This window comes from Youngimonas ophiurae (nom. illeg.), assembly GCF_049803795.1.
In the GTDB taxonomy this organism is placed as follows: domain Bacteria; phylum Pseudomonadota; class Alphaproteobacteria; order Rhodobacterales; family Rhodobacteraceae; genus Thalassobius.
In genome coordinates this window covers 783,433-808,301 of sequence record NZ_JBNAGJ010000001.1, presented here as the reverse complement: position 1 = coordinate 808,301, position 24,869 = coordinate 783,433, and the positions used below count along the sequence as shown (strand labels likewise).

General features: G+C 61.6%; 23 protein-coding genes. 15 read left to right on the top strand and 8 right to left on the bottom strand.

Annotation, left to right across the window (positions count from 1 at the left end; translation table 11 throughout):
- Positions 1 to 59: 59 nt before the first annotated feature.
- From ACP15O_RS04230 to grxD, 4 genes are all read left to right on the top strand, one after another.
- Positions 60 to 977 (top strand): LysR family transcriptional regulator, encoded by a 918-nt coding sequence (locus ACP15O_RS04230; RefSeq protein ID WP_425094793.1) that lies wholly within the window; start codon positions 60 to 62, stop codon positions 975 to 977.
- Positions 978 to 1,381: 404 nt separating this feature from the next.
- Positions 1,382 to 3,541, top strand: a complete 2,160-nt coding sequence (gene purL, locus ACP15O_RS04225) for a phosphoribosylformylglycinamidine synthase subunit PurL (protein WP_425094792.1) — start codon at positions 1,382 to 1,384, stop codon at positions 3,539 to 3,541.
- A 151-nt stretch (positions 3,542 to 3,692) separates the two neighbouring features.
- Positions 3,693 to 3,929: a BolA/IbaG family iron-sulfur metabolism protein gene (locus tag ACP15O_RS04220; protein WP_425094791.1), complete on the top strand. Its 237-nt coding sequence runs from the start codon at positions 3,693 to 3,695 to the stop codon at positions 3,927 to 3,929.
- A gap of 39 nt (positions 3,930 to 3,968) precedes the next feature.
- Entirely contained in the window at positions 3,969 to 4,331 is a 363-nt protein-coding gene (gene grxD / locus ACP15O_RS04215) for a Grx4 family monothiol glutaredoxin (protein WP_425094790.1), read from the top strand.
- Between the two features lie 68 nt (positions 4,332 to 4,399).
- Here grxD and ACP15O_RS04210 read toward each other — a convergent pair whose 3' ends face one another.
- Together ACP15O_RS04210 and ACP15O_RS04205 are read right to left on the bottom strand one after the other, a co-directional pair.
- Positions 4,400 to 4,807 (bottom strand): cell division protein ZapA, encoded by a 408-nt coding sequence (locus ACP15O_RS04210; protein WP_425094789.1) that lies wholly within the window; start codon positions 4,805 to 4,807, stop codon positions 4,400 to 4,402.
- Entirely contained in the window at positions 4,807 to 5,397 is a 591-nt protein-coding gene (locus ACP15O_RS04205; protein WP_425094788.1) for a hypothetical protein, read from the bottom strand. The genes ACP15O_RS04210 and ACP15O_RS04205 overlap by 1 nt, the downstream gene beginning before the upstream one ends.
- A gap of 213 nt (positions 5,398 to 5,610) precedes the next feature.
- On the opposite strand from ACP15O_RS04205, the gene tkt reads away from it, so the two are divergent.
- On the top strand, positions 5,611 to 7,629 hold the full coding sequence (tkt, locus tag ACP15O_RS04200) for a transketolase (RefSeq protein WP_425094787.1): 2,019 nt from the start codon (positions 5,611 to 5,613) through the stop codon (positions 7,627 to 7,629).
- Between the two features lie 269 nt (positions 7,630 to 7,898).
- Here tkt and ACP15O_RS04195 read toward each other — a convergent pair whose 3' ends face one another.
- A complete protein-coding gene (locus tag ACP15O_RS04195; protein WP_425094786.1) occupies positions 7,899 to 8,867 on the bottom strand; it encodes a DUF808 domain-containing protein in 969 nt (322 codons plus the stop codon).
- A gap of 197 nt (positions 8,868 to 9,064) precedes the next feature.
- Between ACP15O_RS04195 and gap the strand changes: the two genes are divergently transcribed.
- The 3 genes from gap to ACP15O_RS04180 all read left to right on the top strand — a co-directional run bounded on the left by gap (position 9,065) and on the right by ACP15O_RS04180 (position 11,311).
- Positions 9,065 to 10,066 carry a type I glyceraldehyde-3-phosphate dehydrogenase gene (gap, locus tag ACP15O_RS04190; protein ID WP_425094785.1) on the top strand — a complete coding sequence of 334 codons (1,002 nt, stop codon included), beginning with the start codon at positions 9,065 to 9,067 and terminating at the stop codon, positions 10,064 to 10,066.
- An 83-nt stretch (positions 10,067 to 10,149) separates the two neighbouring features.
- Positions 10,150 to 10,293 carry a hypothetical protein gene (locus ACP15O_RS04185; RefSeq protein ID WP_425094784.1) on the top strand — a complete coding sequence of 48 codons (144 nt, stop codon included), beginning with the start codon at positions 10,150 to 10,152 and terminating at the stop codon, positions 10,291 to 10,293.
- A gap of 79 nt (positions 10,294 to 10,372) precedes the next feature.
- Positions 10,373 to 11,311 (top strand): alpha/beta fold hydrolase, encoded by a 939-nt coding sequence (locus ACP15O_RS04180; RefSeq protein WP_425094783.1) that lies wholly within the window; start codon positions 10,373 to 10,375, stop codon positions 11,309 to 11,311.
- Positions 11,312 to 11,365: 54 nt separating this feature from the next.
- Here ACP15O_RS04180 and coaD read toward each other — a convergent pair whose 3' ends face one another.
- The 3 genes from coaD to ACP15O_RS04165 form a co-directional block, all read right to left on the bottom strand.
- Positions 11,366 to 11,866 carry a pantetheine-phosphate adenylyltransferase gene (gene coaD, locus ACP15O_RS04175; RefSeq protein ID WP_425094782.1) on the bottom strand — a complete coding sequence of 167 codons (501 nt, stop codon included), beginning with the start codon at positions 11,864 to 11,866 and terminating at the stop codon, positions 11,366 to 11,368.
- 74 nt (positions 11,867 to 11,940) lie between these two features.
- The gene (locus ACP15O_RS04170) at positions 11,941 to 12,375 is read right to left on the bottom strand and encodes a CBS domain-containing protein (RefSeq protein WP_425094781.1); all 435 of its coding nucleotides are present in this window, start codon (positions 12,373 to 12,375) and stop codon (positions 11,941 to 11,943) included.
- A gap of 125 nt (positions 12,376 to 12,500) precedes the next feature.
- Positions 12,501 to 13,391 (bottom strand): LysR family transcriptional regulator, encoded by an 891-nt coding sequence (locus ACP15O_RS04165; protein WP_425094780.1) that lies wholly within the window; start codon positions 13,389 to 13,391, stop codon positions 12,501 to 12,503.
- Positions 13,392 to 13,493: 102 nt separating this feature from the next.
- Here ACP15O_RS04165 and ACP15O_RS04160 point away from each other — a divergent pair, with 102 nt between their 5' ends.
- The 6 genes from ACP15O_RS04160 (at position 13,494) to ACP15O_RS04135 (ending at position 19,819) form a co-directional block, all read left to right on the top strand.
- Positions 13,494 to 14,993, top strand: a complete 1,500-nt coding sequence (locus tag ACP15O_RS04160; protein ID WP_425094779.1) for a CoA-acylating methylmalonate-semialdehyde dehydrogenase — start codon at positions 13,494 to 13,496, stop codon at positions 14,991 to 14,993.
- A gap of 230 nt (positions 14,994 to 15,223) precedes the next feature.
- The gene (locus ACP15O_RS04155) at positions 15,224 to 16,357 is read left to right on the top strand and encodes a carboxylate-amine ligase (protein ID WP_425094778.1); all 1,134 of its coding nucleotides are present in this window, start codon (positions 15,224 to 15,226) and stop codon (positions 16,355 to 16,357) included.
- A 106-nt stretch (positions 16,358 to 16,463) separates the two neighbouring features.
- The gene (locus tag ACP15O_RS04150; protein WP_425094777.1) at positions 16,464 to 17,609 is read left to right on the top strand and encodes an acyl-CoA dehydrogenase family protein; all 1,146 of its coding nucleotides are present in this window, start codon (positions 16,464 to 16,466) and stop codon (positions 17,607 to 17,609) included.
- Positions 17,610 to 17,615: 6 nt separating this feature from the next.
- Positions 17,616 to 18,656 carry an enoyl-CoA hydratase/isomerase family protein gene (locus ACP15O_RS04145; protein ID WP_425094776.1) on the top strand — a complete coding sequence of 347 codons (1,041 nt, stop codon included), beginning with the start codon at positions 17,616 to 17,618 and terminating at the stop codon, positions 18,654 to 18,656.
- A gap of 4 nt (positions 18,657 to 18,660) precedes the next feature.
- On the top strand, positions 18,661 to 19,533 hold the full coding sequence (mmsB, locus tag ACP15O_RS04140; RefSeq protein WP_425094775.1) for a 3-hydroxyisobutyrate dehydrogenase: 873 nt from the start codon (positions 18,661 to 18,663) through the stop codon (positions 19,531 to 19,533).
- A 76-nt stretch (positions 19,534 to 19,609) separates the two neighbouring features.
- Positions 19,610 to 19,819 (top strand): YgaP family membrane protein, encoded by a 210-nt coding sequence (locus ACP15O_RS04135; RefSeq protein WP_425094774.1) that lies wholly within the window; start codon positions 19,610 to 19,612, stop codon positions 19,817 to 19,819.
- Positions 19,820 to 19,855: 36 nt separating this feature from the next.
- On the opposite strand, the gene uvrA is transcribed toward ACP15O_RS04135, so the two are convergent.
- The gene (gene uvrA / locus ACP15O_RS04130; RefSeq protein WP_425094773.1) at positions 19,856 to 22,711 is read right to left on the bottom strand and encodes an excinuclease ABC subunit UvrA; all 2,856 of its coding nucleotides are present in this window, start codon (positions 22,709 to 22,711) and stop codon (positions 19,856 to 19,858) included.
- Positions 22,712 to 22,941: 230 nt separating this feature from the next.
- Between uvrA and ACP15O_RS04125 the strand changes: the two genes are divergently transcribed.
- Entirely contained in the window at positions 22,942 to 23,301 is a 360-nt protein-coding gene (locus tag ACP15O_RS04125) for a rhodanese-like domain-containing protein (RefSeq protein ID WP_425094772.1), read from the top strand.
- A 78-nt stretch (positions 23,302 to 23,379) separates the two neighbouring features.
- Here ACP15O_RS04125 and lpdA read toward each other — a convergent pair whose 3' ends face one another.
- The gene (gene lpdA, locus ACP15O_RS04120) at positions 23,380 to 24,774 is read right to left on the bottom strand and encodes a dihydrolipoyl dehydrogenase (RefSeq protein ID WP_425094771.1); all 1,395 of its coding nucleotides are present in this window, start codon (positions 24,772 to 24,774) and stop codon (positions 23,380 to 23,382) included.
- Positions 24,775 to 24,869 lie beyond the last annotated feature (95 nt).

The window sequence follows — 24,869 nt, the reverse complement described above, 5'->3', positions numbered from 1 at the left end:
TGCCCTGTACGACTATAGTGTTTCGTGTATGCGGGCGTTTCAAATCGAAAGTTACCGAGATGGACTGGGATAAACTAAGAATCTTCCACGCGGTTGCCGATGCTGGCAGCCTGACTCATGCGGGTGATACGCTGCATCTGTCACAATCTGCGGTAAGCCGGCAGGTCCGCGCGCTCGAAGAGAGCCTGAACACCACCCTGTTTCACCGCCACGCCCGCGGACTGATTCTAACCGAACAGGGCGAATTGCTGTTTGACGCCACCCGCGCGATGACAAAACGGCTGGACGCCGCCGCCGCCCGGATTCGCGATAGCGAAGAAGAGGTGTTCGGCGAATTGCGCGTGACCACGACCACCGGGTTTGGCTCGCTCTGGCTGGCGCCGCGCCTGCCCGCCCTTTATGAAAAATACCCCGATCTGAAAATCGACCTGATGCTGGAAGAGCGCGTTCTGGATCTTCCCATGCGCGAGGCCGACGTCGCCATCCGAATGAAAGAGCCCAGCCAGGCCGATCTGATCCGCAAGCGGCTGATGTCGGTGCGGATGCTGCTGTATGCCTCGCGCGAGTATCTGGAACGCCACGGCACCCCCGAAACCATCGAGGAAATCAGCGATCACCGCCTGATCTGCCAAAGTCCCAGCTCGGCTCAGGTGGGTGCGGGGGCCAATCTGGTGCAGCATCTGCTGACCTATGACATCCATTCGACTTTGACGGTGAACAACTATTTCGGCGTGTTGCAGGCTGTGGATCACCATCTGGGGATCGGAGTTCTGCCGGACTATCTGTTGCAGGATTTCCCGAATCTGGTGCGGGTTCTGCCCGATGTGCAATCCGTCGAGGTGCCGGTGTTTCTGGCCTATCCCGAAGAGCTGCGGCATTCCAAGCGTATTTCCGCCTTCCGTGACTTTGTGCAGGATGAGATCATTCACTACCGTAAACAGATGAAAGATCAGGCGCTTAGCGAACAAGTTAACTAAGCTATGCGCGCAGCGCATAGCGGGCTTGCTGCGATAGGGGTGCCAAGACGCTTGATCGATTCATTTTCGATGCCTATTTGAGCATCCGACGGTGATGCTGACTTTTCTCGCATCATCTTCATACCTCCCTGTTGGACTTCGGCCGAGCTTAGTGCTCGGCCTTTTTTTTTCGCCGGTGCCAGACAGCGCGGGCCGAATCGGATTTGCGCGCCTGCCCTGCCAGGGGCCATGGCAGCGCCGGCCCCGCTCTGCCTAACCTGAGCCCCCCCCCCTGAGCGCCCCTGACTTGGCCCGCAAAACGCCCATTGCATCAGCCCCACGCTATAAACATGTTGGCTTGCCTCTTTTCCCCTGCCCTCGGATGGCCTAAAGAACGCCCAAACATCGCGCCTGCGGAGAGAGACATGCAAGACCCTGCCATCACGCCTGACCTGATCGAAGCCCACGGCCTGAAGCCCGACGAATACGAGCGCATTCTGGAAATCATCGGGCGCGAACCCACCTTTACCGAGCTGGGCATCTTCAGCGCGATGTGGAACGAGCATTGCTCTTACAAGTCCTCCAAGAAATGGCTGCGCACCCTGCCGACGGAAGGGCCTCAGGTCATCTGCGGCCCCGGTGAAAACGCGGGCGTGGTGGATATCGGTGACGGGCAGGCGATCGTCTTCAAGATGGAAAGCCACAACCACCCCTCCTACATCGAGCCCTACCAGGGCGCGGCCACCGGCGTGGGCGGCATCCTGCGCGACGTGTTCACCATGGGCGCGCGCCCGATTGCGGCGATGAACTCGCTGTCCTTCGGTCAGGTGGATCATCCGAAAACCAAACAGCTGGTGCATGGCGTGGTCGAAGGCATCGGCGGCTATGGCAACTGTTTCGGCGTGCCCACCGTGGGCGGCGAGGTCCGGTTCCACCCCGCCTATAACGGCAACTGCCTGGTGAACGCCTTTGCCGCCGGTCTGGCCGATGCGGACAAGATTTTCTACTCGGCCGCCTCGGGCATCGGAATGCCTGTCGTCTATCTGGGGGCCAAGACCGGCCGCGATGGCGTCGGCGGGGCCACCATGGCCAGCGCCGAATTCGATGAAACCATCGAGGAAAAACGCCCCACCGTTCAGGTGGGCGATCCCTTCACCGAAAAACGCCTGATGGAGGCCACGCTAGAGCTGATGCAGACCGGCGCGGTGATCTCGATTCAGGATATGGGCGCGGCGGGCCTGACCTGCTCGGCCGTGGAAATGGGAGACAAGGGGCAGCTGGGGGTCAAGCTACAGCTTAACGACGTGCCCCAGCGCGAGGCGAACATGACCGCCTATGAAATGATGCTGTCCGAATCCCAGGAACGCATGTTGATGGTCCTGAAACCCGAGCTGGAGGCCGAGGCCCGCGCCGTGTTCGAAAAATGGGATCTGGATTTTGCCATCGTCGGGGAAACCATCGCCGAGGACCGTTTCCTGATCCTGCATGGCAATGACGTGAAGGCCGATCTGCCGCTGTCGAAACTCAGCTCCTCGGCCCCGGAATATGACCGCCCCTGGGTTGCCACCCCCGCCGCCGCGCCGCTGGCGGATGTGCCCGCGGTCGATCCTATCGACGGTCTGAAGGCCCTGATCGGCAGCCCCAACTACGGTGCCAAACAGTGGGTCTATGAACAATATGACACCATGGTGATGGCCGACACCGTTCAGGCCCCCGGTCTGGGTGCGGGCATCGTGCGTATCCACGGCACCGACAAATCCGTCGCCTTCAGCAGCGACGTGACCCCCCGCTATGTCAAGGCCAACCCGGTTGAGGGCGGCAAACAGGCCGTGGCCGAGGTCTACCGCAACCTGACCGCCGTCGGCGCCACCCCGCTGGCCACCACCGACAACCTGAACTTCGGCAACCCCGAAAAACCCGAGATCATGGGCCAGTTCGTCGGGGCCATTCAGGGGATCGGCCAGGCCGTCGCCGCGCTGGACGTACCAATCGTGTCGGGCAACGTGTCTTTGTATAACGAAACCGACGGTCAGGGCATCCTGCCCACGCCCACCATCTGTGCCGTTGGCCTGATCGACTCGCCTGAAAAAGCCATCATCGGCACCGCGCGCGATGGGCATGTGGCCCTGCTGGTTGGTGAAACCGCCGGTCATCTGGGCCAATCCGCCCTGCTGGCCGAGGTGTTCAACCGCGAAGAAGGCGACGCCCCCGCCGTGGACCTGGACGCTGAAAAGCGCCACGGCGACTTCATCCGCGCCAACCACGCGCTGATCCGGGCGTGCTCGGATCTCAGCGATGGCGGCCTGGCCGTCACCGCCTTTGAAATGGCCGAGGCCGGCGGCGTTGGCGTACAGATCGACGAGGCCGACATGGCCCAGCTGTTCGGCGAGGATCAGGCGCGTTACCTGATCGCCTGCAACTTCGATCAGGCCGAGGCGCTGATGACCGCCGCCGCCACTGCGGGCGTTCCGATTGCGACCGTGGGCAAATTCACCGGCGATACGGTGAAATTCGGCACCGCCGAGGCCCCCCTGTCCGAGCTGGCCGCGCTGTATCGTGGCAGCTTCGAAGCCGCCGTCGGTTAACCCCTGACCATCTGACATTCCAAGGGCCGCGCAAATCTTCCTGCTGCGGCCCTTTTTTCTGGCGCGCAGGCCGAACCGGGGTCAGACGACTTGCACAGCCCTGCCCCGCGCCCTAGATTCACCCCAAGACAGAACTCAGCCGGAGACATCAATGCCCGTTCACGCCCAGGAACTCGAAGAAATCCTTCGCGAAAGCTTCCCCAACGCCCAGATCGCGGTCGAGGGCAGCGATGGCCGCCACATGTCCGCCATGGTCGTGGACGAGAGCTTTCGTGGGAAAAACCGGGTGCAGCAGCAACGCGCGGTTTACGCCGCGCTGAAGGGCAAGATGGACGGCCCTGACGGCGAATTGCACGCGCTGGCGCTGACCACCCGCGCTCCGGAATAACATTAAGAACGCACCCTAAGGGCCTAAAAGGAAACGTAAATGACTGACGCAAACACCCGTATCGACGAAACCGTCAAAGCCAATGACGTGGTGCTGTATATGAAGGGCACCAAGGACATGCCGCAATGTGGGTTCTCCAGCCGCGTGGCCGGAGTGCTGAACTACATGGGTGTGGACTATGCCGATGTGAACGTGCTGGCGGACGAGGAAATCCGCCAGGGTATCAAGGATTATTCGGACTGGCCGACCATTCCGCAGCTCTATGTGAAGGGCGAATTCGTGGGCGGCTGCGACATCATCACTGAAATGACCCTATCCGGCGAGCTGGACACGCTGTTTGACGAAAACGGAGTGGGCTATAACAAAGAAGCCGCCGACAAGATCCGCGAAGCGAACGCGTAAATCCGGCGTATAGACACAAAAGGCGCGGCCCCTGCGGTACGCGCCTTTTTACGTTTATACAGATAGGCTTAGGTGCCTGCTGTCACATCCGCGGCTTCATCCACCTGCGCGGCCAGCGCTTCGGCGCGGGCGGCAACCTCGGCCAGGGTTTCCATCACGCTTTCAGGTACGACGGGCACCTCGATGCGCTGCGGTTCGGGCGCGGGGGCGTTTTTCAGCTGCTCCAGTTCGGTCTGCAATTCGTCCAGCTGGGCGGTCATGTCGTTCAGGCGATCCTGCAAACCTGCGGTGCGGTCGGCCAGCATCAGGCCGGCCATCAACAGCATCCGGGGCTCGGGCAGACGCCCGATCTGAGCGGCCAGGGCCTGGGCCTCGTCATCCAGCATCTTGGCGGCGGCGTGCAGGTAATCCTCTTCTCCGGGCTGGCAAGAGACGTCAAACCCCCGTCCGCCGATCTTGATTTCCACTTCGGGCATCAGGCCTCTCCTTTTTGTTCGGCTGGGGCATCTGGGGTTGGGGCATCGGCGACAGGCGTATCAACCGCCGCATCATCAGCAGGGCCATCGCCCAAAAGCGCGTCCAGCTGCGTCAGCACCGCGCCCATTTCAGCCGCATCGGTGGCACGCCCGGCGCGCAGGGCGTCCAGCTCGGCCAGCAGGGCTGCGTTGATCAGTTCGGGATCGGCCAGACCGGCGGCATTGGCATCGCGCAGCGCGATATTGCTGGCACGCAGGGCCTCGTTCACCTCGCGCAGCTGCTGCAATTCAGTGTCCATCGCCGTAACCGAGCCCTGTGCCTCGGCCAGCGCGCCCTGCATCTCTTGCATCCGCGCGTCCAGCTTGTCTTTGATCGCCTTGACCCGCTCCTCTAGCTGAGAGGTCACCGTGCGCTCTTCCTCAAGGGCCTGTTTCAGCCCGGCGATTTCCGTCTCGGCCACAGCCTGAGCCTGAGCCGCAGCCTCTGCCTCGGCCGCGCCGTCATCGGCCGTCGGCAACCCATCCAGCCCTTTTGCGATGCGATCCAGTGCCGCTGTTATCCGGCCTTCCAATGCGCTGATGTCGCTCATAACCCTCAACCTTCAGTTTTTCTGAGACCCCGGACCCGCGCGCGAAATTGGCCTGCGCGAATCAAATTGGCCGTGCTTTGCGCCAAGTTTACCCAAACAGACCCCAAAATGCGCCCCCTTCCGGCCTTATGGTTTAGACGGCAGTCTTGCACTCTGGCCACGGGCTGGTATTGAGCGTCTAAGCTCACATACCTCGATCAAAGGAATATCGCCGTGGATATCACTGCACTGCGTAATACCAACCCCGACCACTGGTTCAAAGCCGCCGCCATCCGCGCGCTGACCCTGGATGCCATCCATGCTGCAAATTCCGGCCACTCGGGAATGCCGATGGGCATGGCGGACGTTGCCACCGTCCTGTTCGAGAAACACCTGAAATTCGATGCCTCGGCCCCGCGCTGGCCGGATCGGGACCGTTTCATCCTGTCGGCGGGGCATGGCTCGATGCTGCTGTATTCGCTGCTGTATCTGACCGGCTATCAAGACATCACCCTGGATGAGCTGCGCAATTTCCGTCAGTGGGGCGCAAAGACCGCCGGGCATCCCGAATACGGCCACGCCGAAGGGATCGAGACCACCACCGGCCCGCTGGGTCAGGGGATCTCGAACGCTGTGGGCTTTGCCATGGCCGAGGAAATCCAGCGCGCCCGCTTCGGTAAGAAGATCGTGGATCACTACACCTATGTGATCGCCGGCGACGGCTGCCTGATGGAGGGCGTCAGCCAAGAGGCCATCGGCCTGGCCGGACGTCACCAGCTGAGCAAGCTGATCGTGCTGTGGGACGACAATAACATCACCATCGACGGCACCGTGGATCTGGCCGACCGCACCGATCAGGTGCAGCGTTTCAAGGCGTCGGGCTGGCATGTGCAGGAAATCGACGGCCACGACCCCGAGGCCATCGACGCCGCCATCGCCAAGGCCAAATCGACGGGCAAGCCCTCGATGATCGCGTGCAAGACGCATATCGCCCTGGGCTCGGCGGCGCAGGATACCTCGAAGGGGCATGGCGCGCTGACCGACCCGCAGCTGATCGCCGACACCAAGGAAGCCTACGGCTGGGCCTCGGGCCCGTTCGAAGTGCCCGCCGACATCAAATCCTCTTGGGAAGCCATCGGATCGCGCGGCGCGGCGGATCGTGCCGAATGGGAGGACCGCCTGGCCTCGATCTCAGAGCGTAAACAGGCCGAATTCAGCCGCATGTACGCGCTGGACGCCCCCAAGAAACTGCCCGGTGCCATTCGCGCTCTGAAACGCCAGATCGCCGAGGAACAGCCCAAATACGCCACCCGCAAATCCAGCGAGATCGTGCTGGAGGTCGTCAACCCGATCATGCCCGAAACCGTGGGCGGCTCGGCCGACCTGACGGGCTCGAACAATACGAAAACCGGCGATCTGGGCATCTTCGATCTGGACAACCGCAAGGGCCGCTACATCCACTGGGGCATCCGCGAACACGGCATGGCCGCCGCGATGAACGGCATGGCGCTGCATGGCGGGATGCGCCCATATGGCGGCACGTTCATGGCGTTTACCGATTATGCCCGCCCCGCCATGCGCCTGGCCGCGCTGATGCGGATTCCGTCGGTGTTTGTGATGACCCATGACAGCATCGGCCTGGGCGAGGACGGCCCCACCCACCAGCCGGTGGAACATGTCGCCATCAGCCGCGCCACGCCGAACACCTATGTGTTCCGCCCCTGCGACACCGTGGAAACCGCCGAGTCCTGGGAAATCGCGCTGACCTCGAAAGAGACGCCCTCGGTGCTGTCGCTGACCCGTCAAGGCCTGCCCACCGTGCGTGTCAAACACACGCAGAAGAACCTGGTCGCCCAGGGCGCCTATGTTCTGGCCGAGGCCGAGGGCAAGCGTCAGGCGATCCTGATCGCCACCGGATCCGAGGTGGAAATCGCACTGAAAGCCCGCGACATTCTGCAAGCCGAAGGGATCGGCACGCGCGTTGTGTCCATGCCCTGCATGGAGCTGTTCGAGGCGCAGGACGAGGCCTATCGCAAGCGCGTTCTGCCCGCCGGCCCCGTGCGTGTGGCGGTTGAGGCCGGTGTGCGTCAGGGCTGGGACAAATGGCTGCTGGGCGAGCGCGGCCGCGAAGCAAAGGCCGGGTTCGTGGGCATGTCCTCGTTTGGGGCGTCGGCTCCGGCCAATGTGCTGTACGAAAAGTTCGGCATCACCGCCCAGGCCGTGGCCGAGAAAGCCAAGGCGCTGCTCAAGTAAGGCGCTGACCGTAAGGCGAAAGAAAACACCGCGCTGAAAAGCGCGGTGTTTTTCGTTGAAAGAGACGAGGGGCATGTGCGGGGGAAGGACGGGGGCTCTATGCGGCCATGAGGCGGGCCGTTACCCGGTGTAAATAAAGCTGGGGGCGGCCCCCGCAGGACAACTGGGGGGGGCAGCCTCAACTGGCAAATGAGGGGGCCAGCCCCCTCGGGCCACAATCACGATTGCGGCCCTTCACCCCCGGAGTATTGTCCAGAGCAAAGAAAGGCTTAGCTGGCTTTGGAGCCGGTAAACGCACCGATCAATGGCGAGACGATGCGGGTGGCCACGGGGATCAGCAAGAGGCCGTAAAGCAGGCCCAGAATGCCATCGCACAGGGCGGTCACGGCCCATTTGGCAAAGCCCATCAGGGGCTGGGACACCCCATCTGCGGCGATCTGGGCCAGGTGGTGGATGTCCTCGTAGGGGTGGTGCAGACCCAGATCGTGCAGCCCGTGGATGACGATCGAGCCGCCCACCCACAGCATCGCCGCCGTGCCCACGACAGAAAGCAGTTTCATCAGAAGCGGCATGCCTTTGACCAGCCCCCGGCCCAGGCCGCGCGCCAGTCCGGTGCGGGCGTTTTTCGCCATGAACAGCCCGACGTCATCCATTTTGACGATCAGCGCCACCGAGCCGTAGACGGCGATCGTGACCCCGATTCCGACGACGGCCAGCGTGGCGGCCTCCATCCAGATGTTGCCCTGGGGGACAGCGGACAGGGCGATGGTCATGATCTCGGCCGAGAGAATGAAATCGGTCTTGATGGCGCCTGCGACCTTCTGTTGTTCCAGGTGGCTGGGGTCTTTGATATCCATATCCTGTTCCACATGTTTGTCCGCGTGGGGGAACAGCGCGTGGAAGATTTTCTCGGCCCCTTCGAAACACAGGTAAGACCCGCCCAGCATCAACAGGGGCGTGATCAGCCAGGGGGCAAAATTCGACAGCAGCATCGCCACCGGCAGCAAGATCACCAGCTTGTTAAAGAACGAGCCACGGGCAATCCGCCAGATGATCGGCAATTCGCGCGCGGGGGCGAAACCCTGAAGGTATTTCGGGGTGACCGCCGCGTCGTCGATCAGCACGCCTGCCGTCTTGGCCCCCACCTTACCGGCGGCGGCCGCCACATCATCCACGCTGGCGGCTGCCACTTTGGCAATGCCCGCCACGTCATCCAAAAGAGCCAGAAGACCACTCATGCTGCACCTCAAACCTGTATTTGCGGCCAATCTAACCGAACCGTTGCGCGGAACAAGTCCGTTTGACGGGCAGACGTTAGCGCAACCACGGCGGGTTTGCGCTAACACCCTTGTTTTGCGGCATTTTTCACCTTTCGGCAGCCGCTACGGGCGGCTATACGACGCGCGAAAATCATTTCTCTTCAGGAGTTGAAATTATGACCATCACCGTCGGTGTTAACGGATTTGGCCGGATTGGCCGCTGCACTCTTTCCCACATTGCCGAAAGCGCGCGCGAAGACATCAAGGTGGTCAAAATCAACGCCACCGGCCCGCTGGACACCGCTGCGCATCTGATCCGCTATGACTCCGTGCATGGGCGTTTCCCCAATGACGTGACCATCGGCGACGGCACCATGGACATGGGCCGCGGTGCCTTCGAGGTGCAATCGACCTATGACATGGACGCGCTGGACTGGACCGGCGTTGACGTGCTGCTGGAATGCACCGGCAAATTCAACGACGGTGAGAAAGCGCAAAAGCACATCGAGCGCGGCGCCAAGTCGGTTCTGATCTCGGCCCCCGCCAAGAACGTACAGAAAACCATCGTGATGGGCGTGAATGACGATCAGCTGGCCGCTGGCGACACCATGATCTCGAACGGGTCGTGCACCACCAACTGCCTGGCCCCCGTTGCCAAGGTGCTGAACAACAGCGTCGGCATCGAAAGCGGCATCATGACCACGATCCACAGCTACACCGGCGACCAGCCCACCCTGGACCGCCGCCACAAGGATCTGTACCGCGCCCGTGCCGCCGCGATGTCGATGATCCCCACCTCGACCGGCGCGGCCAAGGCCGTGGGTCTGGTGCTGCCTGAACTGAACGGCATCCTGGACGGCTCGGCCATCCGCGTGCCCACGCCGAACGTGTCCGCCGTGGACCTGACCTTTGTTGCGAAAAAAGACGTGACCGAGGCCGACATCAACGCCGTCATGGCCGAAGCCGCCGCGGGCCCGCTGAAAGGCATCCTGGGCTACACCGAGGAAAAACTGGTCTCGGTCGATTTCAACCACAGCTCGGAAAGCTCGTATTTCGCGGCGGACCAGACCAAAGTCATCGGCAAGCGCCTGGTCCGCGTGCTGGCCTGGTACGATAACGAGTGGGGCTTCTCGTGCCGGATGGCCGACGTGGCCGTGGCAATGGGTAAATTGCTGTAAAACCTCTCTCTTGCGAGACGCTAAGCGCTTCGGCATAGTCTGCCGGAGCGCTTTTCATTTCCCCGCCCAAACCCGAGGTCCAGATGACAAACCGTATCGCCGCCGTGCTGGCGCTGATCATCACCGCCGTGATTGCCCTGGACATTTTCATGAACGAGGGAAAATCGGTCCTGTTCGTGATGAAGAAACTGTGGGATCTGATCGAATACATGGCCTTCTGGCGGTAACGTCACGTTTCACGCAACTGTCGCTTGCGCCGCGCCGCCCTGCCCCTATCGTAAACGCAACACCAAAAGGGGGGGTGAAATGTCGATCATTTTATGGATTCTGGCCGCGATCATTCTGGGCGCTGCCGCGTGGCTGGGCTGGAACTATCGCCTGACGCAGAAAACCGCGGCCAATGTGGCGCAGGCCGTGCCGCCGCGGGGCAAGTTCATTCAGATTTCCTCGGGGCGGGTGCATTATATCGACAAGGGGGCCGGCCCGGTGGTGCTGATGATCCACGGGTTGGGCGCGCAGCTGGGCAATTTCGATACCGGGCTGGCGGACGATCTGGCCCGCGATCACCGCGTCATCGCGATTGACCGCCCCGGCATGGGCTGGTCCGACCGTCCCGAGGACGCCGATGCCAGCCCCCGCGCCCAGGCTGCCCTGGTGGCCGAGGTGATCGACGCGCTGGACCTGCAACAGCCCCTGGTGGTGGGCCATTCTCTGGGCGGGGCGATCGCCCTGTGTCTGGCGATAGATTTTCCCCATAAAATCAAAGGCCTGGCGCTTCTTGCCCCGCTGACGATGCCGCCCTCTGCCCCGGCCGAGGTCTTCAACGGGCTGAACCTGCCACGCAGATGGCTGCGCAATCTGGTGTCGGAAACGCTGGCGATTCCGACCTCGATGAAAATGGCCGAGCAGAACATGGCGGCGATTTTCGGCCCCGATCCGGTGCCTGCGAACTATGCGGTGCAGGGGGGCGGGATGCTGGGGCTGCGGCCCGTGTCCTTTCGCAATACAGTGCGCGATTTTCTGGCCTCGGGGCAGAGCCTGGGATTCATGCTGAAAGGCTATGAGACCATGCAGGTGCCGGTGCAGATTCTGTACGGGCGGCAGGATCAGGTGCTGGATTACCGCGAACACGGCACGGCATTGGTGGCCAAACACCCGGCGTTTCAGCTGCACCTGCTGGACGGAGGCCACATGCTGCCGCTGACTCACATTCCGCAGACCGCGGCCTTTATACGCCAGGCATAGCCCCAAACACCAAAGCCCCGCATCCGGGCGGGGCTTTGCCGGACGGTCAGGTTTTCAGACGGCCTTGCCCAGCTTGGCCAGCAGTTTCTCTCGTACAGCGGGGGTGACGAATTTCGACACATCCCCGTCCAGCCGCGCGATTTCCTTCACCAGTTTCGAGGCAATCGCCTGATGTTTGGCCTCGGCCATCAGGAACACCGTCTCAACCGTGCTGTCCAGCGCCCGGTTCATGCCGACCATCTGAAACTCATATTCGAAATCGGCCACCGCGCGCAGGCCGCGCACGATCACCTGTGCGCCCACATCATGCGCGCAGTCGATCAGCAGGTTTTCGAACGGATGCACAACAATTTCGGTGCCGGTTTCGGCGACCAGCTTGGCCATTTCGCCCTCTATCATCGCAACGCGTTCTTCCAGCGGGAACAAAGGCCCCTTGTCACGGTTGATCGCCACTCCGATGACCAGACGGTCCACCAGGCTGGCCGACCGCCGGATGATATCAATATGGCCCAATGTGATCGGGTCAAACGTCCCCGGATACAAACCGATACGCATCAGGTGCTCCTCCCCTCAGAACAGACATATTCCATGCTGCGCACGCAACATTATTGCGTCAGGGAATGCAAGTGTTAATGCCCCATGATCATACCTTCGAGGGCATCCTTTTCCATCGACAGCTGCTGCATCCGGGCCTTTACCACGTCTCCGATGGTGACAATGCCCACCAGAACACCTTCTTCGACGACGGGCATATGGCGGAAACGGCCATCCGTCATGCGCTGTAGCACGGTGTCGGCGGTATCATTGCGCGCGCAGCAAACCGGGTTGCGGGTCATCATGTCCTCGACCTTTTCATTCAGCACATTGGTGCCTTTGACCGCCAGAGCCCGCACGATATCGCGTTCCGACAAGATCCCCGTGGCCACCTGGCCGTCCTTGGACACGATCACACCGCCAATGCGGCGCTCGGCCAGGATTTGGGTTACTTCAGAAATCGGGGTCCCCGGCTGAACCGAGACAACACCGTCGTCACCTTTGGCCTTGAGGATCTGATGGACAAGCATTTGGGGTCTCCTCCGCAATAATATTTCGCGCACCCAGCGTCACCCGCCTGCGACAGAGTGTCAAGCACAACTGTGAAATCTCTTTCCACGAGCGGATACGACCTTGGCAGGAGCGGCCGAACGCCTCAGCATTGGGCTTCCAGGCGCTGCACCTCGGTGCGGACGCCCTCGGCCAGGGCCACGGCAAAACGGTTCAGCCGCTCTGATCGGCGGTCGTCCGCATGGCGGATCAGATAGAAGCTGCGGATCAGGCTCAGCTGCTCGGTCAACAATTTGCGCAGGCCCGTGGCCGAGGGAATGGCGAAATCATGCACGATCCCGATCCCGCCGCCCTGCCGCACCCAGTTGAACTGCACCGACACCGAATTCGAGGCCAAAGACACCCTCTGCGCGCCGACCTCGGACAGGTAGTCCAGTTCTTTGTCGAAAATCATGTCCGGAATATAGCCCACCAGCGGATGCCCGCGTAAATCCGAGAACGAGGCAATGGGGGGGTGATCGCGCAGATAAATCTCATGCGCGGCCAGATGCAGGCGATAATCGGTGATCTTCTGCACCGTCAGCCGCCCCGCATTCGGCGGGCTGACCCCGATGGCCATGTCGGCCTCGCGTTTGGACAGGTTGAAAACCCGCGGCAGGGCGACGATCTGCACCTCAAGATCGGGATTGTCCTGCACGATGCGCGCGCAGACCTGAGGCAGCAGATAGTTCGCGCAACCATCCGGCGCCCCGATGCGGATCTGCCCCGAGAGCGCCCCCGCCTGCCCTGCCATTTCCTCGACTGCGGCGCCCATGGCCTGTTCGGCCCGTTCCGCGTGGACCAGCAGACGCTGCCCCGCACCCGTCAGCGCATACCCCTGCGGAGACTTCACGAACAGGGGCGTGTCCAGCTGGTCCTCCAGCCGCCCGATCCGCCGCCCCACCGTGGCCGGATCCACCTTCAGCCCCCGGCCCGCGCCGGACAGGCTTTCGTTGCGGGCCACGGCCAGAAATATTTTCAGATCGTCCCAGTTCATCGCCCCACCTATTGCAATATTGCAAAACGCTTTTGCCAACTTGCCTGTTTATTCCGGAAAAATGCAAGCCTAAGCTGGCGCCAACTGCAAATGGAGGACCAAATGCAAGAGATCTGTCATTTCATCAACGGCCAGCATGTCAAAGGCACGTCGGGCCGCTTTGCCGAAGTATTCAACCCCGCCACCGGCGAGCAAATCGCCAAGGTTCCGCTGGCCACTCCGGCCGAGATGGACGCCGCCATCGCCGCCGCCGCCAAGGCCCAGCCCGAGTGGGCCGCCACCAACCCGCAGCGCCGCGCCCGCGTGATGATGAAACTGGCCGACCTGATCAATGAACACATGGACGAGCTGGCCGAAATGCTCAGCCGCGAACACGGCAAAACCCTGCCCGACGCACGCGGCGATGTGCAGCGCGGCCTGGAGGTCGTCGAGGTCTGCATGGGTGCCCCGGCCCTGCTGAAGGGCGAATATATGAACGACGGCGGCCCCGGCATTGACCTGTATTCCATGCGTCAGCCGCTGGGCGTTGTGGCCGGCATCACGCCGTTCAATTTCCCCGCGATGATCCCGCTGTGGAAAATGGCCCCCGCGCTGGTCTGCGGCAATGCGATGATCCTCAAACCCTCGGAACGCGTGCCCTCGACCGCGATGCGCCTGGCCGAACTGGCCCAAGAGGCCGGCCTGCCCGATGGCGTGCTGCAAGTCGTGCATGGCGACAAAGAAGCCGTGGACACCATTCTGGACAATGAAACCATCCAGGGCGTGGGCTTTGTCGGCTCGACCCCGATCGCGCAATACATCTATGGCCGCGCCTGTACCAATGGCAAACGCGCGCAATGCTTTGGCGGCGCGAAAAACCACATGATCATCATGCCCGACGCCGATCTGGACAAGGCCGCCGACGCGCTGGTCGGTGCCGGTTTCGGCGCGGCAGGCGAACGCTGCATGGCGATCTCGGTCGCGGTGCCGGTGGGTCAGAAAACTGCGGACGCTCTGGTCGAACGCCTGATCCCGCGCATCGAAGCGCTGAAGGTCGGCCCCTACACCGCAGGCGAAGACGTGGATTACGGCCCCGTCATCACCGGCGCGGCCAAGGCCCGGATCAATGGTCTGGTGAACTCGGGCGTTGAACAGGGCGCAAACTTGGTGGTCGATGGGCGCGACTTCGCCCTCCAGGGCTACGAGGACGGCTTCTTCGTCGGCCCCTCACTCTTTGACAACGTGACCCCCGACATGGACATCTACAAAGAGGAAATCTTCGGCCCCGTCCTGTCCACCGTCCGCATGGACAGCTACGAAGACGCGCTGGACCTGATCATCAAGAATGACTACGGCAACGGCACCGCGATCTATACCGCAGACGGCGACACCGCGCGCGACTTTGCCCACAAAGTCAACGTGGGCATGGTGGGCATCAACTTCCCCATCCCGGTGCCGCTGTCCTATTTCACCTTCGGCGGCTGGAAAAAATCGGCCTTTGGCGACCTGAACCAATACGGCCCCGACGCCCTGCGCTTCTACACCAAAACGAAAACCGTCACCTCGCGCTGGTTCTCGGGCATCAAGGAAGGCGGCGAATTCGCCTTCAAAGCAATGGATTGATCCTCCGGATCCGATTGAGCGCGCATTCGCGCGCGCTTGATCAGCCCTTCGGGCGGTCGGGACACTGCGCCTCGGCCGACCCCGAACCTATCCGGGGCACGAAGCCTCCTGCTTCTTTCTGATCCAAATACTCAAATGTCCCGCCAGTGCCGCACTCGGTACGGTTGCGCTTGCCGGAGATCGGCCGATCTGCTCTGTTTCAGCAGGTTTACACGCGCCAGAGGTTCACCATGCCCATTCCACAGCCAGATTTCACCATCGGGATCGAAGAAGAATATCTGCTTGTCGATCTGGACACGCTGGATCTGGCTCCGGCCCCGGCCGATCTGATGACACGCTGCGGCGCCGCGCTCGAAGGCCAGTTCAGCCCTGAATTCCTCAATTGTCAGGTCGAGATCGGCACCAAGGTCTGCGCCGATGTCTCTCAGGCGCGCGCCGAATTGCAGCATCTGCGCCGCACCGTCGCGCATATCGCCAGAGAGTATAACCTCGCGCCCATCGCCGCCTCGTGCCATCCGTTCTCGAACTGGCGTGACCAGCATCACACCGACAAGGACCGCTACAACGATCTGCATGATGATCTGGCCGGGGTGGTGCGGCGGATGCTGATTTGCGGGATGCATGTGCATGTGGGCATTCCCTACCCCGATCAGCGCATCGACCTGATGAATCAGCTCAGCTATTTTCTGCCGCATCTGCTGGCGCTGTCGGCGTCCTCACCGTTCTGGCAGGGTGAGGATACCGGGCTAAGCTGCTACCGGCTGACCGTTTTCGACAACCTGCCGCGCACCGGGCTGCCGCCGAAATTCGACAGTTGGAGCAGCTACGAACGCTCGGTCCAGGCGCTGGTGGATCTGGAACTGATCGAGGACAGCTCGAAAATCTGGTGGGATCTGCGCCCCTCGGCCCGGTTCCCGACGATCGAGGCGCGCATCTGCGATGTGTCCCCCCGGCTGGAGGACACGCTGACCCTGGCGGCGCTGATCCAATGCCTGACGCGGATGCTGTGGCGGCTAAGCCAGAAAAACCAGCGCTGGCGGCTTTATGACAATTTCCTGATCGCGGAAAACCGCTGGCGCGCGCAGCGATACGGGCTGAACCGCGGGCTGATCGACTTTGGCGACCGTTCCATCGTACCCTTTGACACGCTGGTCGAACATATGATCGCCCTGATTGCCGAAGATGCCCAGGCCCTGGGCTGCACCCCCGAGATCGAAAACCTGCGCACCATTCTGGCGCGCGGCAATTCGGCCGACAGGCAGCGGGCCGTTTACCAGGACGCGCTGCACGCCGAAGCCCCCCGCCCCGAGGCCCTCAGGGCCGTCGTCCGTCACCTGATCGAGGAATATCACCACGATTTATAGCCCCTGCCCCTGCCCCTGCCCCTGCAAATTTTCCGGCTGAAAAATTTCTGCAAGGGTTGAGAAATAAACACATGTTCAAATATCCAGCCGATCCGGGAGGAAACCCATGGATTTCGCCTTAACCGAGGAACAAACCGCCATCTTTGATATGGCGCTGGCCTTTGGCCAGGAAAACATCGCGCCCTACGCTGCCGAATGGGAAAGACAGGGCACCATCCCCAAAGAGCTGTGGCCCGAACTGGGCGCGCTGGGGCTGGGCGGGGTATATGTCAGCGAAGACTCGGGCGGGTCAGGCCTGTCGCGGCTGGATGCCACCCTGATTTTCGAGGCGCTCAGCCACGCCTGCCCCTCGGTCGCGTCCTTCCTGTCGATCCACAACATGTGCGCCAAGATGCTGGATGCGTTCGGCTCTGACGACATCAAGGCCCGCTATCTGACCCCCGCCATCAGCATGGACACCGTGCTGTCCTATTGCCTGACCGAGCCGGGCTCGGGCTCGGATGCCGCCGCGCTGAAAACCCGCGCGGATCGCACCAATGATAGCTACACGCTGAACGGGACCAAAGCGTTCATCTCGGGGGGCGGCTATTCTGACGCCTATGTCGTGATGTGCCGGACCGGCGCGGATGGCCCCAAGGGGATTTCCACCGTGGTGGTCGAGGACGGCACCGATGGGCTGTCCTTTGGCGGGCTTGAGGAAAAGATGGGCTGGAAATCGCAGCCCACGCGCCAGGTGCAGTTCGACGATTGCAAAATCCCCGCTGCGAATTTGATCGGCACCGAGGGCGACGGATTCAAATACGCCATGGCCGGGCTGGACGGCGGGCGGCTGAATATCTCGGCCTGTAGCCTGGGGGCCGCGCAGGCCGCCCTGACGCAAACCCTGCAATATATGGGCGAGCGCAAGGCTTTTGGCAAAACCATCGACCAGTTCCAGGCGCTGCAATTCCGTCTGGCCGATCTGGAGATCGAGCTGCAAGCCGCGCGGACCTTCCTGCGCCAGGCCGCATGGAAGCTGGACCAGCGCGCGCCCGACGCCACCAAATTCTGCGCCATGGCCAAACGGTTCGTCACGGAAACCGGCTCGAAAGTGGCGAACGAGTGCCTGCAATTGCACGGCGGCTATGGCTATCTGGCCGATTACGGGATCGAGAAAATCGTCCGCGACCTGCGCGTCCATGAAATTCTGGAAGGCACGAATGAGATCATGCGCCTGATCGTTGCGCGCCAATTGCTGAGCGACAGAGGATAACCGCAGATGAGCGAAACCCATATCCGCACCGAGGGCCGCGCCGGCCGTATCACGCTGACCCGCCCGCAGGCCCTGAACGCGCTGAGCTATGACATGTGCATGGCAATCGAACAGGCGCTGGACAGCTGGCGCGCCGATGACAGCGTGGCCTTGATCATCCTCGACGCCGACAGCGATCGCGCCTTCTGCGCGGGCGGCGACATCGCGGAAATGTACCGCACCGGGATCGCCGGGGATTATGAATTCGGCCGCAAATTCTGGCGCGATGAGTACCGGATGAACGCCAAGCTGGCCGAATACCCCAAGCCCATCGTCAGCCTGATGCATGGCTTTACCATGGGGGGCGGCGTGGGGCTGGGCGGGCATGTCAGCCACCGGGTGGTGTGCGAAAGCTCGCAGATCTCGATGCCCGAATGCGGGATCGGCTTTGTGCCGGACGTGGGCGGAACGTATCTGCTGGCGCGCGCTCCGGGGCGGCTGGGCGAATATCTGGGCCTGACCGCCGCGCGCATGGGGCCTGGCGATGCGATCCATGCCGGGTTTGCCGATGCCTATGTCCCGCAGGCCGACTGGCCCGGCCTGATCCAGACGCTGACCCAAACCGGAGAGATCGCCGCGCTGAAGGCCGCCGCGCAGCCCGCACCCGGCAGCCCGTTGGCCGCACAACAGACTGAAATTGATATGCTTTTCGACGGAGAGACGCTGCAAGACATCCTGAACGCCCTGCGCGCGGACTCTGGCGATTTCGCCGCCAAAACGCTGCAAACCCTGATGCGCAACGCGCCCCTGTCGATGGCCGTCACGCTAGAGATGATCCACCGGCTGCGCAGCCCCAGCCTGACCATCCGCAAAGCGCTGGAAATGGAATACCGCGCCTCGCATCGGATCATGGAGCACGGAGACTTTCTGGAAGGGGTGCGCGCCCAGATCATCGACAAGGACCGCACCCCCACCTGGAAACACGCCCATGACAGCGTGCCCGCGACCGCCGTGTCGCAGATGCTGATGCCTTTGGGCGCAGAAACACTCGGCTTTGAGGAGGAATAAGCCAATGCAGATCGCATTCATCGGACTTGGCAACATGGGCGCGCCCATGGCTGCAAACCTGGCCGCAGCGGGCCATTCCGTCACCGGATTCGACACCGCCGGCACCACGGCAACAGGCGTCACCAATGCCGCAACCGTCCAAGAGGCCGTCGCGAATGCAGACGTGGTTATCACCATGCTGCCCAACGGCCAGATTCTGCGCGCCGTCGCCGATCAGGTGATCCCCGCAATGGCACCGGGTGCCACGCTGGTGGATTGCTCGACCGTGGACGTGGACAGCGCCCGTGCCGTCGCCGCTCAGGCCGAGGCCGCCGGGCTGATGGCCGTGGACGCGCCCGTTTCGGGCGGTACGGGGGGCGCGGTGGGCGGCACCCTGACCTTCATGGCCGGTGGCAGCGCCAAGGCCTTTGCCGTCGCGGCCCCGCTGTTCGACATCATGGGCCAGAAAGCCGTGCATTGCGGCGACAGCGGCGCCGGACAGGCCGCCAAGATCTGCAACAACATGATCCTGGGCGTCACCATGATCGCCACCTGCGAGGCCTTTGCCCTGGCCGACAAACTGGGCCTGGACCGGCAGAAAATGTTCGATGTGGTCAGCACCTCGTCGGGTTACAGCTGGACGATGAACGCCTATTGCCCCGCGCCGGGCGTGGGCCCGACCAGCCCCGCGGACAATGAATACAAACCCGGATTCGCCGCCGAGCTGATGCTGAAAGACCTGCGCCTGTCGCAGCAAGCGGCGCTCTCTGCCGATGCGGATACGCCGATGGGCCAGATGGCGGCGGCCCTGTATGAACAATTCGTCGAAAATGAAGATGGAAAAGGTATGGATTTCAGCGCCATGCTGCCCCGGTTCCAGAAACGCACGCGGAATTGATCAGAATCATATTCATTTTGCTCAATCTGTCTTTTACCCTTGGTCAGGGTTAACCATTCCTGGAAGGGGAATTGACATGTTTGCAAAGAATATGGGCCAGACTGATCGCATCATCCGCGCCATCGTGGGCGTGGTTCTGGTGATCGCATTTTTCACCGCTTTGTCCGGCGTTTGGGGCTGGATCGCGCTGATCGTGGGCATCGTGCTGCTGGCGACGGCGGCCTTGGGCACCTGCCCGCCCTACAGCCTGCTGGGTATCAACACCTGCAAGGTGAAGTCTGAATAAGCCGCGCGGCCCCGTTTTTCGGGGCCGTTCGCCTTTTTATTCGGCCGCAGCCTTCAGCCCCAACATCGGCGCCAGGTAGCGGCCGGTATGGCTGCGCGGTTCTTGGGCGACATCTTCGGGCGTGCCCTCGGCCACGATCTGCCCGCCGCCATCCCCGCCCTCGGGGCCGATGTCGATGATCCAGTCGGCGGTTTTCACCACGTCCAGGTTATGCTCGATCACCACGACCGAGTTGCCCTGATCCACCAGTTCGTGCAGCACTTCCAGCAGCTTGCGCACGTCCTCGAAATGCAGGCCGGTGGTGGGTTCATCCAGAATATACAGCGTCCGCCCGGTCGAGCGTTTGGCCAGCTCCTTGGACAGTTTCACCCGCTGCGCCTCGCCCCCCGATAGGGTCGTGGCCTGCTGACCCACTTTGATATAGCCCAGCCCCACGCGCATCAGCGCATCCATCTTATCGCGAATGGACGGAACAGCCTGGAAAAACTGCTGCGCATCTTCAACCGTCATATCAAGAACGTCGGCTATGCTTTTGCCTTTAAACTGAATTTCCAAAGTTTCACGGTTATAGCGCGCGCCCTTGCAGGTCTCGCAGGTGACATAGACATCGGGCAGGAAATGCATCTCGATCTTGATGACACCATCGCCCTGACAGGCCTCGCAGCGGCCGCCCTTGACGTTGAAACTGAACCGTCCGGGTTTATATCCGCGCGCCTTGGCCTCGGGCAGACCGGCGAACCAGTCGCGGATCGGCGTGAACGCCCCGGTATAGGTCGCCGGGTTCGACCGGGGCGTGCGCCCGATGGGCCGCTGATCAATGTCGATCACCTTGTCCAGATGCTCCAGCCCTTTGATGGTTTCGCAAGGCGCAGGCGTCTGGCGCGCCCCGTTCAGCCGCATCGAGGCCGTCTTGAACAGCGTTTCAATCGTCAGCGTGGATTTCCCCCCGCCGGAAACCCCTGTCACGCAAACAAATTTACCCAAAGGAAAATCCGCCGTCACGTTTTGCAGGTTATTGCCCGTTGCCTTGACGACGCTGACCTTCTTTTTGTTACCCTTGCGCCGCTCGGTGGGCACCGAAATCTCGCGCGCGCCGCTCAGGTACTGGCCGGTCAGGCTGGCCGGATCATCCGAGATCTGCGTGGGTGTGCCCTTGGACACCACCTGCCCGCCATGCACCCCCGCGCCGGGGCCGATGTCGAACACATAGTCGGCCTGACGGATCATATCCTCGTCATGCTCGACCACGATCACCGTGTTGCCCTGATCGCGCAGGTTCTTCAGCGTGCCGATCAGCCGATCATTATCCCGCTGATGCAACCCGATCGAGGGCTCGTCCAGCACGTATAAAACCCCGGTCAACCCCGAGCCGATCTGACTGGCCAAGCGGATGCGCTGGCTCTCGCCGCCACTTAATGTACCACTTGAGCGGCTCATCGTAAGATATTCTAATCCCACATTATTCAGAAAACCCAGGCGCTCGCGGATTTCCTTTAGAATGGCGCGGGCGATTTCATTTTTCTGGTCGGTCAGATGGTCAGGGACGGTCTGACACCAGGCGAAGGCTTCCTTGATGGACATCTCCACCACCTGGCCCACATGCAGGCCCGCGATCTTGACGGCCAGGGCCTCTGCGCGCAGGCGGTAGCCGCCGCAATCACCACAGCGGCGGTTGTTCTGATAGCGCTCGAATTCCTCGCGCACCCAGTTCGAATCCGTCTCGCGATAGCGCCGCTCCATGTTCGGAATGACGCCTTCGAACACGCGCGTTACCTGATAAACGCGCCCGCCCTCGTCATAGCGGAACTCGATTTCCTCATCGCCCGAGCCATAGAGGAACACCTGCTGCACCTTCTTGGGCAAGTCCTTCCAGCGCGCGTTCTGATCGAAATCGTAGTGACGCGCCAGAGCCTCGATCGTTTGCAGGAAATAGGGGGATTTGCCCTTGCGCCAGGGGGCCAGCGCGCCGTCATAGACCTTGATATTCTGGTCGGGCACTACCAGCCGTTCGTCGAAAAACAGCTCCACCCCCAGCCCGTCACAGGACGGACAGGCGCCAAAGGGCGCGTTGAAGGAAAACAGCCGCGGCTCGATTTCAGGAATGGTGAATCCGCTGACAGGACAGGCAAAATTTTCAGAAAAAGTGATGCGTTCGGGATCGCCCTCACGCGGGGCGGTTTCCAGAACGGCGATCCCATCGGCCAGATCCAAGGCGGTGCGCAGACTGTCAGCCAGCCGCGTCTCCAGCCCCTCGCGGACAACGATCCGGTCCACCACCACATCAATGTCATGGCGGAACTTTTTGTCCAGCGTGGGCGGCGTGTCCAATTCGTGGAATTCGCCATCGACCTTGACCCGCTGGAACCCCTGTTTACGAAGCTCTAAGAATTCCTTGCGATATTCGCCCTTGCGGTCGCGCACGATGGGGGCCAGCAGGTAGGCGCGCATGCCCTCCTCCATTCCCATCACGCGATCCACCATATCCTGCACCTGCTGGGCCTCGATCGGCAGGCCGGTGGCGGGGCTGTAAGGCGTGCCGACACGGGCAAACAGCAGACGCAGGTAATCGTAAATCTCGGTCACGGTGCCCACGGTCGAGCGCGGGTTCTTACTGGTCGTTTTCTGTTCGATGGAAATCGCCGGGGACAGGCCGCTGATGTGATCGACATCCGGTTTTTCCATCATGTCCAGGAATTGCCGCGCATAGGCAGACAGGGATTCCACATAGCGGCGCTGCCCCTCGGCATAGATCGTGTCAAACGCGAGCGAGGATTTCCCCGAGCCCGACAGCCCGGTGATCACCACCAGTTGATCGCGCGGAATGTCCACGTCGATGCCTTTCAGGTTGTGCTCGCGCGCGCCGCGCACCTCGATGTTTTTCAGATCAGCCATGGGTCCCTCGCCATCAGTGGTTAACAGATAGTAGAGACGGGCCGAGTCTCCAAGAAAAAATGAAGAACATTAGCGGAACAACGCCACCCAAAGCGGCAGTTCGCACTGCGCAGGGCCGCTCGGGCGACATTTATATTCCGTTTTCAGAATTTATTTGCTATGCCTCTCTTGAAGCCCAGGCAGCCGACACACAAATTGGCCTGCAAGATAAAACACCAAAAGGACCGCCAATGTTTGGATTCATGCGCCAAGCTGCCCCCGCCCTGCCCGTTGCCGATGCCGTTCAGCAGGTCGCGGACGGAGAGATGACCCTGATCGACATCCGAGACCACGCAGAATTGGCAAGTTCGGGCAAAGCGCGCGGCGCGCTGCATATTCCGATGATGCGACTGGCCGATATGGCCGATCCGCGCCACCCCGATTTTCACCCGGACCTGAAACAGGACAAGCCAATCGCGCTGTATTGTGCCTCGGGCGCGCGCTCGAATATGGCCGCCGGAATGCTGCGCCGGATGGGGTATACGGATGTGCACAATCTGGGTGGGCTGGCCCATTGGATGGCCGCAGGCGGCCCGATCGAGCGGGGCTAAACGCGAAAGGCAGCCCCGAAGATCCGCCTTTTGCTTTTTAATATCAATGCAATAACTGCACAAACTATGTAGACGCACCTACATGTGGATGACCTGACCGAACGCATCCAGAACGCTTTCATGCATCATTTCCGACAGGGTCGGATGCGGGAAGACCGTGTGCATCAGGTCTTCTTCGGTGGTTTCCAGCTGGCGGCCGATCACATAGCCCTGGATCATCTCGGTTACCTCGGCGCCGACCATATGCGCGCCCAGCAACTCGCCGGTTTTGGCGTCGAACACGGTCTTCACCATGCCTTCGGGCTCGCCCAGGGCAATCGCCTTGCCGTTACCGATGAAGGGAAAGCGACCGACCTTGATGTCATAACCCAGCTCTTTGGCTTTTGCTTCGGTATAGCCGACGCTGGCCACCTGCGGGTGGCAATAGGTGCAGCCCGCGATGGTTTCGGGCTTGACCGGATGGGCATGTTTGCCCGCGATCAGCTCGGCCACCATGACGCCTTCGTGGCTGGCCTTGTGCGCCAGCCAGGGCGCGCCGGCAATATCGCCAATCGCATAAAGCCCCTCCACGCCAGTACGACAATATTCATCCGTCACCACATGGGTGCGGTCGATTTTCACACCCAGAGCTTCGAGCCCAAGGTTCTCAACATTTCCGACGATCCCCACGGCGCTGATCACCGTGTCGAACGCGATCTTTTCAACCTTGCCCTTGGTTTCGATATGGGCCGTTACCTTCCCTTTGCCGCGATCCAGCTGTTTCACCATGGCTTTCTCCATGATGGTCATACCTTGTTTAACAAACTGTTTCTTTGCGAAGGCGCTGATTTCGGCGTCTTCTACCGGCAGCACGCGGTCCATCACCTCGACCACAGTCGTATCCGCGCCCAAAGTGTTGTAGAAACTGGCAAATTCGATCCCGATCGCGCCCGAGCCGATCACCAGCAGTTTCTTCGGCATCCGCGGCGGGTTCAGCGCGTGTTTGTAGGTCCAGACCAGATCGCCATCGGCCTCGAGCCCCGGCAATTCACGCGCACGGGCGCCGGTCGCCAGAACGATGGCCTTCGCGGTCAGCTCTTCGGTGCCCTTGTCGGTCTTGACGCTCACCTTGCCTTTGGCGGGCAGCGTGGCCTCGCCCATGACAACGGTGATCTTGTTCTTTTTCAGCAGGTGGCCGATGCCGCCAGACAGCTGCGCCGCAACCCCGCGCGAGCGTTTCACGACCGCGTCCAGATCATAGCCGATTTTGTCTGCCTTCAGACCGAACTCCTTGGCGCGCTCCATCAGGTGGAACACCTCGGACGAGCGCAGCAGAGCCTTTGTGGGAATACAGCCCCAATTCAGACAGATGCCGCCCAGATGCTCGCGCTCGACCACAGCCACCTTCAGCCCCAGCTGCGCACCGCGAATGGCAGCGACATATCCACCTGGCCCGGCCCCGATCACGATCATATCAAACGATTTGGCAGACATGAGTCCCCTCCGATTCAAAACTAGTTTGACATTAAACCATTTAATTCACCCACTCAACCAAAACAAAACACCCGCAGCGCTTTGACGCGCGACGG